Below are 15,122 nucleotides of genomic sequence, written 5' to 3'. Positions count from 1 at the left end.
TCTGTCTGTTGAGCGCTCATTCTCACGATCACGGTCATCACCATCATCACGGCCACCACCATCACCACCACGGCGATGAACACGCGGCCGGCCCCTTTCCTTGGCGGCGCATGGCCTGGGCCGTGTTGCTGGTGCTGTTTGCGGTCGCGGCGGCCAGCCTGGTGCAGGTGCGCTCCGGCGAAGCCACGGTCATCACGCGCTTCGGCAACCCCTCGCGAGTACTGCTTGAACCGGGCCTGGGCTGGCGTTGGCCGGCTCCGTTCGAAGCGGCGATCCCGGTGGACCTGCGCCTGCGCACCACCTCCAGCGGCTTGCAGGACGTGGGCACCCGCGATGGCCTGCGTATCATCGTTCAGGCCTATGTGGCGTGGCAGGTGCAGGGCGACGCCGACAACGTGCAGCGCTTTATGCGCGCCGTGCAGAACCAGCCGGATGAAGCGGCGCGGCAGATTCGCACGTTTGTCGGTTCGGCGCTGGAAACCACGGCGGCCAGCTTCGACCTGTCCAGCCTGATCAATACCGACGCCAGCCAAGTACGCATTGCTGATTTTGAAGCGCAGTTGCGCCAGCAGATCGACCAACAATTGCTCACCACCTACGGCGTGCGCGTGGCCCAAGTGGGCGTCGAGCGTCTGACGCTGCCGTCGGTGACTCTCACCGCCACCGTGGATCGCATGCGTGCCGAGCGCGAAACCATCGCCACCGAGCGCACCGCCGTAGGCAAGCGTGAAGCGGCGCAGATCCGTTCCGCCGCCGAGCGCGATGCGCGCATCGTGCAGGCCGACGCCACGGTGAAAGCCGCCGATATCGAAGCGCAATCGCGGGTCGAGGCGGCGCAGATCTATGGGCGCGCCTACGCCGGCAACCCGCAGTTGTATAACCTGCTGCGTTCGCTGGATACCCTGGGCACGGTGGTCACGCCGGGTACCAAAATAATCCTGCGCACCGATGCCGCGCCGTTCCGTGCGCTGGTGGATGGGCCCAAGGACATTCAGCCATGACCGAGCGTGACAGCCCGGACAGCCCCTGGATCCAGGCCGGACGCCTGACGTTCATGGCGCTCTACGCGGTGACGGTGTTGGCGGCGTTGGCCTGGGCGTTTTCCAATGTGCGCCAGATCGACCCGCAAAACCGTGCGGTGGTGTTGCACTTCGGCGCCTTGGACCGCATCCAGAACGCCGGGCTTTTATTGGCTTGGCCGCAACCGTTCGAGCAGGTGGTGCTGTTGCCGGCGGCCGACCGTGTGATCGAGCGGCGAGTGGAGAACCTGCTGCGTTCCGATGCCGCGATCCAGGCCGACCGCGTGGCCAGTTTCGCCACACCCCTGAGCGATGCCCTGGCCGGTTCCGGTTACCTGCTGACCGGCGATGCCGGGGTGGTGCAACTGGATGTGCGGGTGTTCTACAAGGTCACCGAGCCGTATTTCTTTGTATTGCAGGGCGACCACGTTTTGCCGGCCCTGGACCGCTTGGTGACGCGCAGTGCCGTGGCCCTCACGGCGGCGCGGGACCTGGACACCATCCTGGTGGCGCGACCCGAACTGATCGGCAGCGACAACGGCGCCGCCGAACGTCGCGAGCGCTTGCGCGGTGACTTGGTACAAGGCATCAACAAACGCTTGGGGGAGCTGACCTCCAGCGGCCTGGGCCTGGGCATCGAAGTGACGCGTGTGGACGTGCAGTCGAGCTTGCCAAGCCCGGCGGTGAATGCGTTCAACGCGGTGCTCACTGCCAGCCAGCAGGCTGACAAAGCGGTGGCCAACGCCCGCACCGACGCAGAAAAACTCACCCAGACCGCGACCCAGGCGGCCGACCGCCTGGTGCAGGTGGCCCACGCCCAGGCCAGCGAGCGTCTGGCCAATGCTCAGGCGCAAACCGCCACCGTCACCAGCCTCGCCCAGGTCAAAGACCCAGGCCTGCTGTTGCGGTTGTACCGCGAGCGCCTGCCGAAGATTCTCGGCCAGGCCGGCTCTGTGACCACGGTCGACCCTAAAGACGACTCCCGCTTGATCATCCAGGGAGCCGAGCAATGAGCGCACCCATGCTGACCTCCGTCGAGCAGCGCAGCGCCGCCCGGCAATTGACCCTGGCGATGTTGGCGCTGGGCTTGCTGATGCTGGGCCTGGTGTGGCGCTGGCTGGCGCCGGATCAGAGCGGTGTGAGCCAATTGCTGCTGGGCGTCGCCTCGTTGCTGGTGGCCGTGCCGGTGATGCGCTCGGCCTGGTTCAGCCTGCGCTTCCCCAGCCTGCATGGCATTACCGACCAACTGATCGCCCTGGCCATGCTCGGTGCCTGGGCCACGGGCGATCTGCTGACCGCTGCGTTGTTGCCGATCATCATGATCTTCGGCCATGTGCTGGAGGAGCGCAGCGTGATCGGCTCCCAGGAGGCGATCCATGCCCTGGGCAAGCTGACCCGCAGCCACGCACGCTTGGTGCAGGCCGACGGCAGCATTGTCGAAGTGGACAACGGCACGTTGAACACCGGCGATATCGTCGAAGTGCGCGCCGGTGACCGCGTGCCGGCCGATGGCGTGGTGCTGTCCGGCCAGGCGAGCCTGGACACGGCGCCGATCACCGGGGAATCGGTACCGTTGGAAGCCAGCGCCGGTATGCAGGTATTTGGCGGGGCGATCAACCTCGACGGGCTGTTGCGCCTGCAAGTGACGCGCACCGGCGATGAGTCGACCCTGGGCAAAGTCATCGCATTGATGCAGAACGCTGAACGTTCCAAGCCGCCGATCACGCGGCTGTTGGAGCGCTATGCGGGCAGTTACATGGTGTTGGTGTTGTTGCTGGCGGCGGTGACCTGGTTTGTGACTAACGATGCCCAGGCAATGCTCGCCGTGCTGGTAGCGGCGTGCCCCTGTGCGTTGGTGTTGTCGGCGCCGGCCACGGCAATTGCCGGGATCGCCGTAGCGGCGCGCCACGGGATCCTGATCCGCAGCTCGGCGTTCCTTGAAGAGCTGGCGGACTTGACCTCGTTGGTGGTCGACAAGACCGGCACCCTCACCTTCGGCACCCTGCGTTTACAGTCCATTCAAACCTCGTTTCCGGATCGCCAGGCGCTGCTCAACCTGGCGGCCAGCCTGGGTTCGGCCAGCAGCCACCCCGTCAGCCGCGCGTTGGCCGGGTTGGCGGTTCAGGAACACCTGCTGGCGTTGACCGACATTCGCGAACGCCAGGGTCTGGGCGTGGTGGCGCAGACCGGACAGGGCGAAGCGGCGCTCGGACGGCCGGAATTGTTCGACCAGTTGGGCATTGTCACCACCACGGTCCCCACCCATGACGGCCCGATTGCCGGGCTGGCGCTCGACGGGCAATTCCTTGCCTGGCTGCTGCTGGCCGACAGCGTCAAGCCGGAAGCGCGTCAGGCCTTGCAGGAACTGCGCGACCTGGGCCTGGGCCGCCAACTGTTGCTGACCGGCGACCGTCAAAGCGTGGCCGACAGCCTGGCGCTGGACGTGGGCATCAGCGATGTCGAAGCCCAGGCGTTGCCCGAGGACAAACTCAATCGTGTGCTGGGGGAAATCGGCAGCGGTTTCCGGCCGATGGTGGTGGGGGATGGGATCAACGATTCCCTGGCGCTCAAGGCCGGTGTGGTCGGCATCGCCATGGGCGCGGGCGGTGCGGATATCGCGCTGGCATCGGCGGATGTGGTGTTGATCGGCAGCGACCTGCGCCGATTGGGCACGTGTGTGCGCTTGAGTCGTCAGTGTCGGCATACCTTGCAGGTCAATGTGATCATTGGCCTGGGTTGGACGTTGGCGATCGTGGTGTTTGCCGCATTCGGGTGGTTGGGGGCGGCGGGGGCGATGATCGCGGCGGTGTTGCACAACCTCAGTACGTTGCTGGTACTGGGCAACGCCGGGCGTTTGCTGCGGTTTCAAGAGCCGCTGTTGAAGCTCGACGAATAAATTCCAGAAATTTTTGCCCAGGGCTGTAACGCCGGTGAGGCGCCTCACTCTAGGGGTGTGTCGAGACTGAACAATCCGTTCAGTCCGACACCCCTACCGATCATGAGGAAGACAACCATGAAGATTAAATCCGCTGCTGCTGGTGCCGCGCTCGCGATGGCCGCCGCTACCCTGTTTGCCGGTGTTGCCACTCAGGTACAAGCGGCAGATGCGCCAGTGCATTGCTACGGCGTGACTTCGTGCAAAGGCATGAACGATTGCAAGACCGCTGAAAACGCCTGCAAAGGCCAGGCAGTCTGCAAAGGCCACGGCTTCAAGGCCATGACCAAGGCTGAGTGCGCCAAGGCGGGCGGCAAAGTCGGCGAGTAATCGGCCAACGCGTGTAACCGCAGCGCAGCCCCAGCGCTGCGGGCACGTTTCAAAGGAGCGAGTCATGTCCGCTTGCCTTCCAAGCCTGGGTTACGGCCTGGGCTTACGCAGTGAGTATTACCAGCAGATCCTTGAACAGTCGCCGGCCGTGGATTGGTTCGAAGTGATCTCCGAGAATTACCTGGTGCAGGGCGGTAAGGCCTTGTACTTCCTGGATGCCATCGCCGAGCGCTACCCGCTGGTGATGCACGGGGTGTCCTTGTCCATCGGCGGGCCCCATGCCCTCGATACCGACTACCTGAAACAGATCAAACAGCTCGCCGAGCGTATCCAGCCGGCGTGGGTTTCCGATCACCTGTGCTGGAGCCGTGGCAGCGCGCACCAGTTGCATGACCTGCTGCCGCTGCCGTACACCGAAGAAAGCCTGTATCACGTGGCCGGCCGCGTTCGCCAAGTGCAGGATGTGTTGCAGCGCCCGCTGGTGCTGGAAAACGTCTCCAGTTATGTGCGCGCCAGGGCGGATGAGTTCACCGAGTGGGAGTTCCTCAACGCCCTGACCCACCTCACGGGGTGCCAGTTGTTGCTGGACGTGAACAACGTATATGTCAGCTCGCGCAACCACGGGTTCGACGCCTGGACCTTCATTCGCAATGTGCCGCCCCAGAGCATTCGTCAATTGCACCTGGCAGGGCATATGGACTACGGCGACTACGTGGTCGATACCCATGACCATCCGGTGTGCGATCCGGTGTGGGCTCTGTATCAACAGACCCTGGAGTATGTGGGGCCGGTCTCGACGCTGCTGGAGCGCGATGACCATTTTCCGCCGTTCCAGGAGTTGCTCGGTGAACTGAGCAAGGCCCGCGAATTGGGCGCCGGCGCCCTGGCCAGGAGGGCTTTATGCGCCTGATCGATTGGCAGTTGGCTTTCGAACAGCATCTATTAACGCAAGCGCCTGAGGCCAACAGTGGCTTTGCCGCCACCTTGCTCGGTGGGCCGACGCTGGATGTGGACACGGGCCTGGCGATCTACCACAACGCTTACATGGCGCGGTTGCAGGAAGTGTTGCGCCATGACTTCGGCGCCGTGCTGTATTGGCTGGGTGATGAGGAATTTGCCGCGCTGGCCGAAGCCTATGTGCGTCGCTACCCGTCGGCCCATTACAGCCTGCGCTGGCTGGGTGAGCGGTTGCCGGCGTTTATCCTCGAGCATTTTGTGGCCGAGCACAGCGCGCCGCTGGCGGAGCTGGCGCGGTTGGAATGGGCCTTTACCCTGGCATTCGATGCGCCGCAGGGCTTGCCACTGGCCCTGGACGATATGGCGCTGCTGCCACCTGAGGATTGGCCGGGTTTGCAGGTTGAGCTGACGCCGTCGGTGCAGACGCTGCTGTGCCGTTTCAACTCGCTGGCGATCTGGCGCGCGAGTAAAGATCAAGCGGATTTCCCTGGCAGCCACGCCCTGGACCCCGCGCAGATCTGCCTGGTGTGGCGCCATCAGCATGTGTGCAACTACCGCAGCCTTGAGCCCGCCGAGGCATGCGCCATCGCGGGCATGGTGACGACTGGTTGGACCTTCGCAGAACTGTGCGAGCAACTGGCAGTCACTTATTCAGAGGGTGCGCCATTGCAGGCGGTTACGTGGCTCAAGCAATGGATCCAGGAGGGCTTGCTGCAGCGGCGAGTCTTATAGAAGAGCGCTATCAAATCGATAGCCTCCTACTTTTTCTGGGGATGGTCTACCCTCTCAGCAGACGTCTGAAACAAGGGGGGACTACTCATGCTCGCGCAACTTCCACCGGCCTTACAGAATCTACAGCTACCGCTGCGTCTTCGACTCTGGGATGGCCATGAATTCAACTTGGGCCCCGAGCCCAGTGTGACCATCGTGGTGAAGGACCCCACGGTTGTGACGCAACTGACCCATCCGACGCTCGATACATTGGGCGAGGCTTTCGTCGAGGGCAAACTGGAGCTGGAAGGCTCCATCAGCGAAGTGATCCGGGTGTGTGACGAGCTGAGTCACGCCCTGGTCGAGGACGACGAGGGCAGTCGACCGGTGCGCTCGATCCACGACAAGGCAACTGACGCAGCGGCGATTTCCTACCATTACGACCTGTCCAACGAGTTCTACCAGCTGTGGCTGGACCAGGACATGGCGTACTCCTGCGGTTATTTCGAAACCGGCAGCGAGTCCATCGACCAAGCCCAACAAGACAAATTTCGCCACCTGTGCCGCAAGCTGCGCTTGCAGCAGGGGGAATATTTGCTTGATGTGGGCTGCGGCTGGGGCGGGCTGGCGCGTTACGCGGCGCGGGAGTTCGGGGTGAAAGTATTTGGCATCACCCTAAGTAAAGAACAGCTGGCACTGGCTCGGGAGCGGGTGAAAGCCGAGGGCCTGGACGGCCAGGTCGACCTGCAATTGCTCGACTACCGCGACCTGCCCCAGGACGGCCGCTTCGACAAAGTGGTGAGCGTGGGCATGTTCGAACACGTCGGCCACGCCAACCTGGCGCAGTACTGCCAGACGTTATTCGGCGCGGTGCGCGAGGGCGGCCTGGTGATGAACCATGGCATTACCGCCAAGCATACCGACGGCCGCCCGGTGGGCCGTGGCGCCGGCGAGTTTATCGAACGTTATGTCTTTCCCAACGGCGAGTTGCCGCACCTGGCAATGATGACCGCCGAAATCAGCGAAGTAGGGCTTGAAGTGGTCGATGTCGAAAGCCTGCGCCTGCATTACGCGCGCACTCTGGACCACTGGAGCGAGCGCCTGGAAGACAACCTGGAAGCGGCGGCGAACATGGTGCCGGAGCAGGCAATGCGTATCTGGCGGCTGTACCTGGCCGGCTGCGCTTACGCGTTTGCGCGGGGTTGGATCAACCTGCACCAGATCCTGGCGGTGAAGCCGCATGCCGATGGCAGCCATGAACTGCCGTGGACACGGGAAGACATCTACCGATAACCGAAGAACGGTGGTGTTTCAAATGTGGGGGCTTGCTCCCGATAGCAGGGTGTCAGGCACTGCATCTGTGACTGAGCCACTGCTATCGGGAGCAAGCCCCCTTCCACATGTTGTCCCGTGTTGTTTGTTAGAGAATCGGTGAGATCAAGCGCGCCACGCGCATGCCCAGTTGTTGCAAACGCCGCGTCTCACGGCTTTCTTCCTGGCTGACTTCATGGGCGTGGGCGAAGTCATCCAGCAGCATGTGCTCGACCTCTTTGGCGAAGGCTTCATCGACGGTCAGCAGCATCACTTCGAAATTCAATCGGAACGAACGGTTGTCCATGTTCGCACTGCCGATGGCGCTGATTTCGCTGTCCACCAGCACCACCTTCTGATGCAGGAACCCTGGCATGTAGCGGAACACCCGCACCCCGGCGCGCACGGCTTCGATCGCATACAGACTGGAGGCGGCATACACGATGCGGTGGTCGGGCCGCGACGGCAGTAGCAGGCGCACATCGACACCGCGCAGCACCGCCAGGCGCAGGGCGGCAAACACCGCCTCATCGGGGACGAAATACGGGCTGGTGATCCACACGCGCTCGGTCGCCGCGTGGATGGCCTCGACAAAAAACAGCGAGCAGGTTTCATAGGAGTCCGCCGGGCCGCTGGCGAGCAATTGGCAGAGCACGCCGTCTTCGGGGTAGGCGTCGGGCAGGATCAGCGGCGGCAGTTCCCGGGCCGCCCAGAACCAGTCTTCGGCAAATGACTCCTGCAGGCACGCCACCACCGGGCCGGTGACTTGCACATGCGTATCGCGCCAGGGCGCCAGCGGCGGTTTTTTGCCCAGGTATTCATCGCCCACGTTATGCCCGCCGACAAAACCGGTGATGCCATCCACTACCACGATTTTTCGGTGGTTGCGGAAGTTGACCTGGAAGCGGTTCAGCCAGCCGCTGCGGGTGGCGAATGCCTTGACGCGGACCCCGGCGTCGCGCAGCGACTGCACATAGCGATGGGGCAGGGCGTGGCTGCCGATACGGTCATACAGCACGTAGATGCTGACGCCTTGCTCGGCTTTTTCCTTGAGCAGGGCATGCAAACGGCGGCCGAGGTCATCGTCATGAATGATGAAAAACTGAAACAGCACTGCCGTTTTGGCAGTGCGGATGGCTTCGAAAATCGCGCTGAAGGTGGCATCGCCATTCACCAGCAGGCGTACTTGATTGTTTGCCAGGCACGGCATGCGCCCCAATTTTGGCATGGCGCGCAGCGAGGCGTAGGCGCTGGAGTTGCGTGCGGCCAGGGCTTCTTCGACCCAGGGGCGCCAGTTCAGCTCGGTGATAGCGGTGTGCATTTCCTGGTTGGCCTGACGGCGGGCCTGGATATACGCGTCGAACGTGCTGCGGCCGAAAATCAGATAGGGGATCAGCGTGAGATAGGGCATGAACATCAGTGACAAGGCCCAGGCGATCGAGCCTTGAGCGGTCCTGACGGTCAGCACCGCATGGATCGCGGCAAGGGTCCCGAAAAAGTGCAGCGTGGCGATGAAGTAGGCGAGCAGGTGCGGGCCGAAGAAATCCATGAACAACATCACTCCAGGCAGTCCATTGCCTAACAGACCATGTTCGGCCTTGAATGTCGCTATTTTATTTGCCATGCAACGCTGGCCCGTTTGCAGCGTCTAACGCCCACATTACCCAGGAGTTACCCGATGAATGCTCGTCTGCTTGGTTTAGCCATGGTTGTTGGTTTGTCGCTGCCGGTGGCAGCACAGGCGCAGATGTTGGCGCCGGGCTTGTGGGAATTGACCACCAGCAATATGAAGGTCGATAACCAGGACCTGCCGGACTTGTCCCTGATCCTCGGTCAGCTCAAGCAACAGATGACCCCCGAACAGCGCGCCATGCTGGAAAAACAAGGCATCACCATGGCCGGCAAAGGCGTGCAGGTGTGCCTTACACCCGCCCAGGTCGCCTCCGACTCCATCCCCCTCACCGACCCGCAATCGGGCTGCAAGCAGGAAGTGACCGACAAGACCGGCAACCAGTGGAAATTCCGCTTCAGTTGCCCGAAAGCCCAGGGCACCGGCGTCGCCACTTTCCAAAGCCAGAAGGAGTTCACCACCACTGTGAACGGCACCTTCAATGCCACTGGCATTCAGCAGAAGGGCAGCCTGGATACCCACGCCCAGTGGCTGGGCAACGACTGCGGTACAGTCAAACCCCGCGCTTAACGCGCAAACTGCAGCGGCAGGCCCTGGCAGCTTTCGACCACCTGGCCGTTGTGCCACGCCAGGTGGCCCGACACCAGGGTGGTGCTGACGCTGTGGCGAAAGCGGCGTTCGGCGAACGGCGTCCAACCGCAGCGGGCCAGGACCGGTTCATCGCACACCGGCTTGCCTTCAGGCTCGGGGTTGATCAGCACAAGATCGGCCCAATAGCCTTCGCGCAGGTAACCGCGGTCCGCGATCGCAAACAGGTCGGCGACACGGTGGCTGGTTTTGGCCACCAGCGTGGTCAGCGGTAAATGCCCGTCCGCCACCAGTTCCAATAGTGCCGGCAGCGCGTGTTGCACCAGCGGTAAACCGGACGGTGCTTCGCGATAGGCCAGCTGTTTTTGCGCCCAGGTATGCGGCGCATGGTCAGTGCCGATCACGTCCAGACGATCACTCAATAACGCCAGGCGCAGCGCGTCGCGGTCGGCGCGTGTCTTGATCGCCGGGTTGCATTTGATCTGGTGGCCCAGGCGGTGATAGTCGCGGTCATCGAACAGCAGGTGGTGCACGCAGACCTCGGCGGTGATGCGTTTTTCGGCCAGGGGTTTGTCGTCGAACAGCGCCAGCTCGCGGGCGCTGGTGAGGTGCAGCACATGCAGGCGCGTGCCGTGACGCTTGGCCAATTCCACCGCGAAAGACGATGAGCGATAGCACGCTTCGGCGTCACGGATCAGCGGATGGGCGACGGCGGGGATCTGGTCGCCAAAGCGCTCGCGCAGACGCGCTTCGTTGGCCTGGATGCTTGGCGTGTGCTCGCAGTGGGCCAGCAGGATGGTCGGCACTTGCGCGAACAGGCGCTCCAGGATGCGTGGGTCGTCCACCAGCATGTTGCCGGTGGAGGCGCCCATGAACACTTTGACTCCGGCCACCTCCCGAGGGTCGAGCGCGGCGACGGTGTCGAGGTTGTCGTTGCTCACCCCGAAGTGAAAACCATAATTGGCCACCGAATGCAGGGCCGCGCGGCGCTTTTTGTCGGCCAGCTCTTGCAGGTTCAGCGTGGCCGGGTGGGTGTTGGGCATGTCCATGAAACTGGTGATCCCGCCCGCCACCGCCGCCCGGGACTCACTGTAGAAGCTGCCTTTTTCCGGTGCGCCGGGCTCGCGAAAGTGCACTTGGTCATCGATCATGCCCGGTAACAGCCACTGGCCTTTGGCATCGATGGACAGCGGGGCGTTACAGCCCTGGATGCTGCTCGCGATCTTCTCGATACGGCCATTGGCGATCAGGACGTCGGCGTCGAACATCCGGCCTTCGTTGACCAGGCGGGCATTGCGGATCAGCAGGCGACTCATGGCTCAGAACTCGTTTTGCAGGGCTTTGTAACCGCGCACCAGGTCGACATTGGTGCGCGCTACGTCTTCGGAAAACTCCGAAGCGCTGACGCTCACTGGCGGGAATTGCGACAGGTCGGTGTTGGGGCCGATGCGGGTGGTGGAGGGCACGTAGAACGCATCCGGCAAGTCGCGGCCGTCGACCACTGAGTTGTGGCGCACCACGCAGCCGTCGCCCACCACGCAGTTGAACAGCACGCTGTTGAACCCGATGAACACACGGTCACCCACGGTGCAGGGGCCGTGGACGATGGAACGGTGGGCGATGGAGGTGAATTCGCCGATCGTCACCGCCGCGCCGGATTTGGAGTGGATGACCACGCCGTCCTGGATATTGGAGTTGGCGCCGATGGTGATGGGGTCCATGGCGCCGCTGGCGTCGACTTCGTCGGCACGGATCACGGCGTAGGGCCCGACGAAAACGTTCTCGCCGATGATGACTTTGCCGCAGATGATGGCGGTCTTGTCGACATAGGCCGATTCGGCAATCACCGGCAGATCGCCGGAAGGGTTCTTGCGGATCATTCAGCAGGCTCCGTAATGATGTGTACGTGGTCGCCGTCGATGGCGTTGTAGAAACAGGTCGGGCGGCCGGTATGACAGGCAGGGCCCAATTGGTTGACGATCAGCAGCACCGCATCGCCGTCGCAATCCAGGCGTGCTTCGACCAATTGTTGCCAGTGGCCGGAAGTCTCGCCTTTGCGCCACAGATGCCGGCGCGAGCGTGACCAATAGCAGACGTGCCCGGTGGCCAGGGTCTCGTTGAGGGCCTGGCGGTTCATCCAGGCCAGCATCAACACCTGGCCGTTGCCATGTTGCTGGGCGATGGCGGCGATCAGGCCATCGCTGTTCCACGGCAGGGCGTCGAGCACGGCGTCGAGTGGAAAGCGGCTGCCGAGGGCAGCGCTTTCCAGGTCGAGCATGCTCAGGTTCATGGCTTGCTCAGCGCGGCGCACAGGGTGTTGAGGTTGTATTCGAACAGGCCGGTAAAGGTGCTGGCCGGGCCTTCGGCGGCGAGGGCATCGGAGTACAGCGTGCCGCCGATCTGCGCGCCGCTTTCATCAGCGATCTGCTTGAGCAGGCGCGAGTCTTTGATGTTTTCCATGAACACGGCCTTGACCTTGTCTTTGCGGATCTGGGTGATCAGCGCGGCGACTTCGGCAGCCGAAGGCTCGCGTTCGGTGGACAGGCCCTGGGGCGCCAGGAACTGAATGCCATAGGCCTGGCCGAGGTAGCCGAAGGCATCATGGGAAGTGACGATGCGACGGTTGCCCGCCGGCAGGGCGCCGAACTTGGCCTTGGCTTCAGCCAGCAGGCGGTAGATTTCTTTGAGGTAGGCCTGGCTGTTGCGCTGGTAGTCGGCAGTGTTGGCCGGGTCAGCAGCGATCAGCGCTTTGGTGATGTTGTTCACATAGATTTCGGCATTGGCCAGGTTATGCCAGGCGTGTGGGTCTGGGATGGTTTCGCCGTCTTCGTCCATGGTGTGCGAGATCACGCCCTTGCTGGCGGTGACGACCGTGGCCTTGGTTTCGGTGCTGGTCACCAGGCGGTCCAGCCAGGGCTCGAAGCCCAGGCCGTTTTTGATGATGACGTTTGCCTTGAGCAGCGCCTTGGCGTCGTCCGGTGAAGGTTCGTAGGTGTGGGCATCGGCGTCGGGGCCGACCATGTTGCTGATCTGGATGTGATCGCCACCAATCTGGTGGGTCATGTCATCGAGAATACTGAAGCTGGTAACCACCTGGAGTTTGTCGGCGGCCTGGGCCATCGACAGCGGCAGCAGCAGACTGAACAGCACGAGTAGAGCGCGCATCGGGAAACACCTCATTGGGATGACAGCAAGGGCGGGCGGCGCAGCAAACCGTGCACCGGCCCGAAGACCACGGACAGCAGGTACCCACCGCCGGCCGCTAGCACAATCGCCGGGCCGCTGGGCAGTGAGTAGTAAAACGAGAGCAACAAGCCAAGCCACACCGACAGGCATCCCAGCACCGCCGATACGGCGATCAACACCGGCAGGCGCCGGCTCCAGAAACGTGAAGCGATGGCCGGCAACATCATCAAACCCACCACCATCAATGCGCCGATGGCCTGGAAGCCGATCACCAGGTTCAGCACCACCAGCGTCAGAAACAGCCCGTGGGCCAGCGGGCCCAGGCGGCTGACGGTTTGCAGGAACAGCGGGTCGAGGGTGTCCAGCAACAGCGGTTTGTAGATCAGCCCCATGGCGATCAGGCTGAACCCCGAGACCCAGAGCATGCCGGTGAGGGTGGTTTCATCCACCGCCAGGGCCGAGCCGAACAGCAGGTGCAGAAGGTCCAGGCGTTTGCCGGCGATGCCAAGGATGAGCACGCCGGCGGCGAGGGAGATGGGATAGATGGCGGCGAGGCTGGCGTCCTCGCGCAGGCCGGTGCGACGGGTGATCCACGCCGACAGCCCAGCCATGCTCAGGCCGGCGCCGAGGCCGCCGATGGTCAGCGCGGGCAGGCTGAGCCCGGCGAACCAGAAGCCCAGGGCGGCGCCGGGCAGGATGCCGTGGGCCACAGCGTCACCGATCAGGCTCATGCGCCGCAGGATGAGGAATACGCCCAGCGGCGCGGTGCTGCATGCCAGCACCAGCCCGCCGATCAGGGCGCGGCGCATAAAGACGAAGTCGGCGAAGGGCATCCACAGGTGGGCAGCGAAGTGCATCAGGCCACCTGCATCTGGGGCTGTGGGCGGATCAGTTCTTTACTGGCGCCGAATATGCAGCCCGTGTTTTTGATTTGCAGCACTTGGTGGGTGTGTTGGCGCACGGATGCCAGGTCGTGGCAGACGATGACCAGCGTGCGGCCTTGGTCATGCCAGGCGTGAATGTGTTTCCAGCACAGCGCCTGGCCGTCCTCGTCGAGGGCGGCATGGGGCTCATCCAGCAGCAACACCGGCGAATCTGCCAGGCTCATGCGGGCGAGCAGGGCGCGTTGCAACTGCCCGCCGGACAAGGCCATCAACGGGCGCTGTTCCAGGCCGCCGAGGCACCAGTCTTCCAGCACCGCCTCCAGGCGTTCGCGGCGTTGCGGCGGGGCGAGTTGGGTGCCCCAGAAGCCTGCGGCAACCAACTCTTGCAGGCTGATCGGAAACTGACGGTCGAGGTGTTGTTGCTGGGGCAGGAACGCCAAGCCACCACGGCGTGGAACATTCACGGCGACTTTACCCGCCAATGGCTTTTGCAGGCCGGCGATGACTTTGAGCAGGCTGCTTTTGCCACAGCCATTGGGGCCGATCACGCCGGTGAGGCTGCCTTGTTGCAGGGTGAAATCCACAGCGGGTGTAAGCGGTTGGCCGGGGGCGCCCCAGCGTAAAGCGGTGCAGGTGATCATGCAGGGTCTCTCGTCCAGCGGCTTTCAGCCACGGCATCGTGCGCGTGCAGGCTTTCGGCGTGGACCACTTTGAGGTGGAAGGCTTTGACCGCATCCGAGCGCTTCAAGGCGAGGTTCAGACGGCGGGCGGCGTCTTCGCAGAACATCAGGTTCTGCCCGTTGGCCAGGGCGAAGGCTTGTTCGTCCGCACGTTTCACTGCGGTTTGTACGGCAGTGCCGAGGGCGGCTTCGGCGTCGTTGATCAGGTCGGTCAGGGCCAGGTGCTCGCCTTGCAGGTACACATGCAATTGCGCGCTGCTGCGCTGGCTGTGGGGTGTGGCGACGATACCGTTGGCGCTGCCAAGCCACGTGAGGACGTCTTCATGCTGCAACGGCGTGTTGGCGAAGTCGTCGAGAAATTGTTGTTGAATCAGTTGCCTGGCAAGCGCAGCGGAGCAGGGGCACGTCGAGGAATACGTCACGTCAATTTTTTGTTCCACGTGGAACATCTGGTTTTCCAGGCGCGCTTCGATGCTCACCGGGTAGCGCTTCCAGCCGGCCAAAGGGCTCACCAGCGCAGGCCGCTTCAATAGCAAATGGGTATGGAGACGCAGGTAGGCGTTCTTAGATAAATCTTCATGACTGTCGAGAAAGCGCTGCAGTACATTGCGCAGAAGTGCCGGTGTGAGGGGTTGCTCGTCGAGCATCTCCAGCGCCAGGTACAGGCGTGACATATGAATGCCACGGGCGCTGCCATCGTCCAGGCTGACGCCCGCGTCGGCGGTGGCGGTCAGGCGCTGACCGTCGATCAGGATTGGCAGGGCAACGCCGCACATGCCCACCCAGTCGAGTGGCAAGGCTTGGCGTAAAGCCTGCCCGGCGATATCCGGCAGAGTCAGCGCATTCATAAGCAGGTCCATCGTTGGAAATAATTAGACATGTTATAGTATA

Annotated in this window: 16 protein-coding genes; 8 read left to right on the top strand and 8 right to left on the bottom strand. The window is 63.0% G+C overall.

Translation table 11 applies throughout. The features are described 5' to 3' along the window. Nucleotides 1-5: 5 nt before the first annotated feature. The 7 genes from hflC to cfaB all read left to right on the top strand — a co-directional run bounded on the left by hflC (nucleotide 6) and on the right by cfaB (nucleotide 7,245). On the top strand, nucleotides 6-1,001 hold the full coding sequence (hflC, locus tag AB4O25_RS18450; RefSeq protein WP_370737716.1) for a protease modulator HflC: 996 nt from the start codon (nucleotides 6-8) through the stop codon (nucleotides 999-1,001). Further along, a complete protein-coding gene (gene hflK / locus AB4O25_RS18445) occupies nucleotides 998-2,032 on the top strand; it encodes a protease modulator HflK (protein WP_017528651.1) in 1,035 nt (344 codons plus the stop codon). The genes hflC and hflK overlap by 4 nt, the downstream gene beginning before the upstream one ends. Next, nucleotides 2,029-3,915, top strand: coding sequence for a cation-translocating P-type ATPase (locus tag AB4O25_RS18440; RefSeq protein ID WP_065879224.1), 1,887 nt, complete (start codon nucleotides 2,029-2,031; stop codon nucleotides 3,913-3,915). Before hflK ends, AB4O25_RS18440 begins: the two co-directional genes overlap by 4 nt. 117 nt (nucleotides 3,916-4,032) lie before the next feature. Beyond that, on the top strand, nucleotides 4,033-4,284 hold the full coding sequence (gene bufA2, locus AB4O25_RS18435) for a BufA2 family periplasmic bufferin-type metallophore (RefSeq protein WP_017528649.1): 252 nt from the start codon (nucleotides 4,033-4,035) through the stop codon (nucleotides 4,282-4,284). 64 nt (nucleotides 4,285-4,348) lie between these two features. Then, nucleotides 4,349-5,194 carry an MNIO family bufferin maturase gene (bufB, locus tag AB4O25_RS18430; RefSeq protein WP_017528648.1) on the top strand — a complete coding sequence of 282 codons (846 nt, stop codon included), beginning with the start codon at nucleotides 4,349-4,351 and terminating at the stop codon, nucleotides 5,192-5,194. Further along, nucleotides 5,185-5,973, top strand: coding sequence for an HvfC/BufC N-terminal domain-containing protein (locus tag AB4O25_RS18425; protein WP_017528647.1), 789 nt, complete (start codon nucleotides 5,185-5,187; stop codon nucleotides 5,971-5,973). Before bufB ends, AB4O25_RS18425 begins: the two co-directional genes overlap by 10 nt. An 87-nt stretch (nucleotides 5,974-6,060) precedes the next feature. Beyond that, nucleotides 6,061-7,245, top strand: a complete 1,185-nt coding sequence (cfaB, locus tag AB4O25_RS18420; protein WP_116078057.1) for a C17 cyclopropane fatty acid synthase CfaB — start codon at nucleotides 6,061-6,063, stop codon at nucleotides 7,243-7,245. Between the two features lie 127 nt (nucleotides 7,246-7,372). Here cfaB and cls read toward each other — a convergent pair whose 3' ends face one another. Next, nucleotides 7,373-8,812: a cardiolipin synthase gene (gene cls, locus AB4O25_RS18415; protein ID WP_026067318.1), complete on the bottom strand. Its 1,440-nt coding sequence runs from the start codon at nucleotides 8,810-8,812 to the stop codon at nucleotides 7,373-7,375. Nucleotides 8,813-8,941: 129 nt separating this feature from the next. Between cls and AB4O25_RS18410 the strand changes: the two genes are divergently transcribed. Next, nucleotides 8,942-9,463, top strand: a complete 522-nt coding sequence (locus tag AB4O25_RS18410; protein ID WP_017528644.1) for a DUF3617 domain-containing protein — start codon at nucleotides 8,942-8,944, stop codon at nucleotides 9,461-9,463. On the opposite strand, the gene AB4O25_RS18405 is transcribed toward AB4O25_RS18410, so the two are convergent. Genes AB4O25_RS18405 through folE2 form a run of 7 tightly spaced genes read right to left on the bottom strand, consistent with a single transcriptional unit; the run spans nucleotide 9,460 to nucleotide 15,079 of the window. Then, nucleotides 9,460-10,797: a dihydroorotase gene (locus AB4O25_RS18405; protein WP_017528643.1), complete on the bottom strand. Its 1,338-nt coding sequence runs from the start codon at nucleotides 10,795-10,797 to the stop codon at nucleotides 9,460-9,462. The genes AB4O25_RS18410 and AB4O25_RS18405 overlap by 4 nt on opposite strands. Before the next feature lie 3 nt (nucleotides 10,798-10,800). Further along, on the bottom strand, nucleotides 10,801-11,361 hold the full coding sequence (locus AB4O25_RS18400; RefSeq protein ID WP_003231797.1) for a gamma carbonic anhydrase family protein: 561 nt from the start codon (nucleotides 11,359-11,361) through the stop codon (nucleotides 10,801-10,803). Next, nucleotides 11,358-11,771: a phosphoribosyl-AMP cyclohydrolase gene (gene hisI / locus AB4O25_RS18395; protein ID WP_460149848.1), complete on the bottom strand. Its 414-nt coding sequence runs from the start codon at nucleotides 11,769-11,771 to the stop codon at nucleotides 11,358-11,360. Before hisI ends, AB4O25_RS18400 begins: the two co-directional genes overlap by 4 nt. Then, nucleotides 11,768-12,646, bottom strand: coding sequence for a metal ABC transporter substrate-binding protein (locus AB4O25_RS18390; RefSeq protein ID WP_460149847.1), 879 nt, complete (start codon nucleotides 12,644-12,646; stop codon nucleotides 11,768-11,770). Before AB4O25_RS18390 ends, hisI begins: the two co-directional genes overlap by 4 nt. Nucleotides 12,647-12,657: 11 nt before the next feature. Then, nucleotides 12,658-13,524 carry a metal ABC transporter permease gene (locus AB4O25_RS18385; RefSeq protein WP_460149846.1) on the bottom strand — a complete coding sequence of 289 codons (867 nt, stop codon included), beginning with the start codon at nucleotides 13,522-13,524 and terminating at the stop codon, nucleotides 12,658-12,660. Continuing rightward, nucleotides 13,524-14,192 (bottom strand): metal ABC transporter ATP-binding protein, encoded by a 669-nt coding sequence (locus AB4O25_RS18380; protein WP_065879227.1) that lies wholly within the window; start codon nucleotides 14,190-14,192, stop codon nucleotides 13,524-13,526. Before AB4O25_RS18380 ends, AB4O25_RS18385 begins: the two co-directional genes overlap by 1 nt. After that, nucleotides 14,189-15,079, bottom strand: coding sequence for a GTP cyclohydrolase FolE2 (gene folE2 / locus AB4O25_RS18375; RefSeq protein ID WP_017528638.1), 891 nt, complete (start codon nucleotides 15,077-15,079; stop codon nucleotides 14,189-14,191). Before folE2 ends, AB4O25_RS18380 begins: the two co-directional genes overlap by 4 nt. Nucleotides 15,080-15,122 lie beyond the last annotated feature (43 nt).

Source organism: Pseudomonas sp. S3_A03, assembly GCF_054668275.1.
Note: the sequence above shows the minus strand (reverse complement) of the source record. Positions and strands in the feature narration are given on the sequence as shown.

Coding starts and splice junctions, on each gene's coding strand:
- hflK (WP_017528651.1), top strand. CDS start 998: ATGACCGAGCGTGACAGCCCGGACAGCCCCTGGATCCAGGCCGGACGC.
- AB4O25_RS18440 (WP_065879224.1), top strand. CDS start 2,029: ATGAGCGCACCCATGCTGACCTCCGTCGAGCAGCGCAGCGCCGCCCGG.
- bufA2 (WP_017528649.1), top strand. CDS start 4,033: ATGAAGATTAAATCCGCTGCTGCTGGTGCCGCGCTCGCGATGGCCGCC.
- bufB (WP_017528648.1), top strand. CDS start 4,349: ATGTCCGCTTGCCTTCCAAGCCTGGGTTACGGCCTGGGCTTACGCAGT.
- AB4O25_RS18425 (WP_017528647.1), top strand. CDS start 5,185: ATGCGCCTGATCGATTGGCAGTTGGCTTTCGAACAGCATCTATTAACG.
- cfaB (WP_116078057.1), top strand. CDS start 6,061: ATGCTCGCGCAACTTCCACCGGCCTTACAGAATCTACAGCTACCGCTG.
- cls (WP_026067318.1), bottom strand. CDS start 8,812: ATGGATTTCTTCGGCCCGCACCTGCTCGCCTACTTCATCGCCACGCTG.
- AB4O25_RS18410 (WP_017528644.1), top strand. CDS start 8,942: ATGAATGCTCGTCTGCTTGGTTTAGCCATGGTTGTTGGTTTGTCGCTG.
- AB4O25_RS18405 (WP_017528643.1), bottom strand. CDS start 10,797: ATGAGTCGCCTGCTGATCCGCAATGCCCGCCTGGTCAACGAAGGCCGG.
- AB4O25_RS18400 (WP_003231797.1), bottom strand. CDS start 11,361: ATGATCCGCAAGAACCCTTCCGGCGATCTGCCGGTGATTGCCGAATCG.
- hisI (WP_460149848.1), bottom strand. CDS start 11,771: ATGAACCTGAGCATGCTCGACCTGGAAAGCGCTGCCCTCGGCAGCCGC.
- AB4O25_RS18390 (WP_460149847.1), bottom strand. CDS start 12,646: ATGCGCGCTCTACTCGTGCTGTTCAGTCTGCTGCTGCCGCTGTCGATG.
- AB4O25_RS18385 (WP_460149846.1), bottom strand. CDS start 13,524: ATGCACTTCGCTGCCCACCTGTGGATGCCCTTCGCCGACTTCGTCTTT.
- AB4O25_RS18380 (WP_065879227.1), bottom strand. CDS start 14,192: ATGATCACCTGCACCGCTTTACGCTGGGGCGCCCCCGGCCAACCGCTT.
- folE2 (WP_017528638.1), bottom strand. CDS start 15,079: ATGAATGCGCTGACTCTGCCGGATATCGCCGGGCAGGCTTTACGCCAA.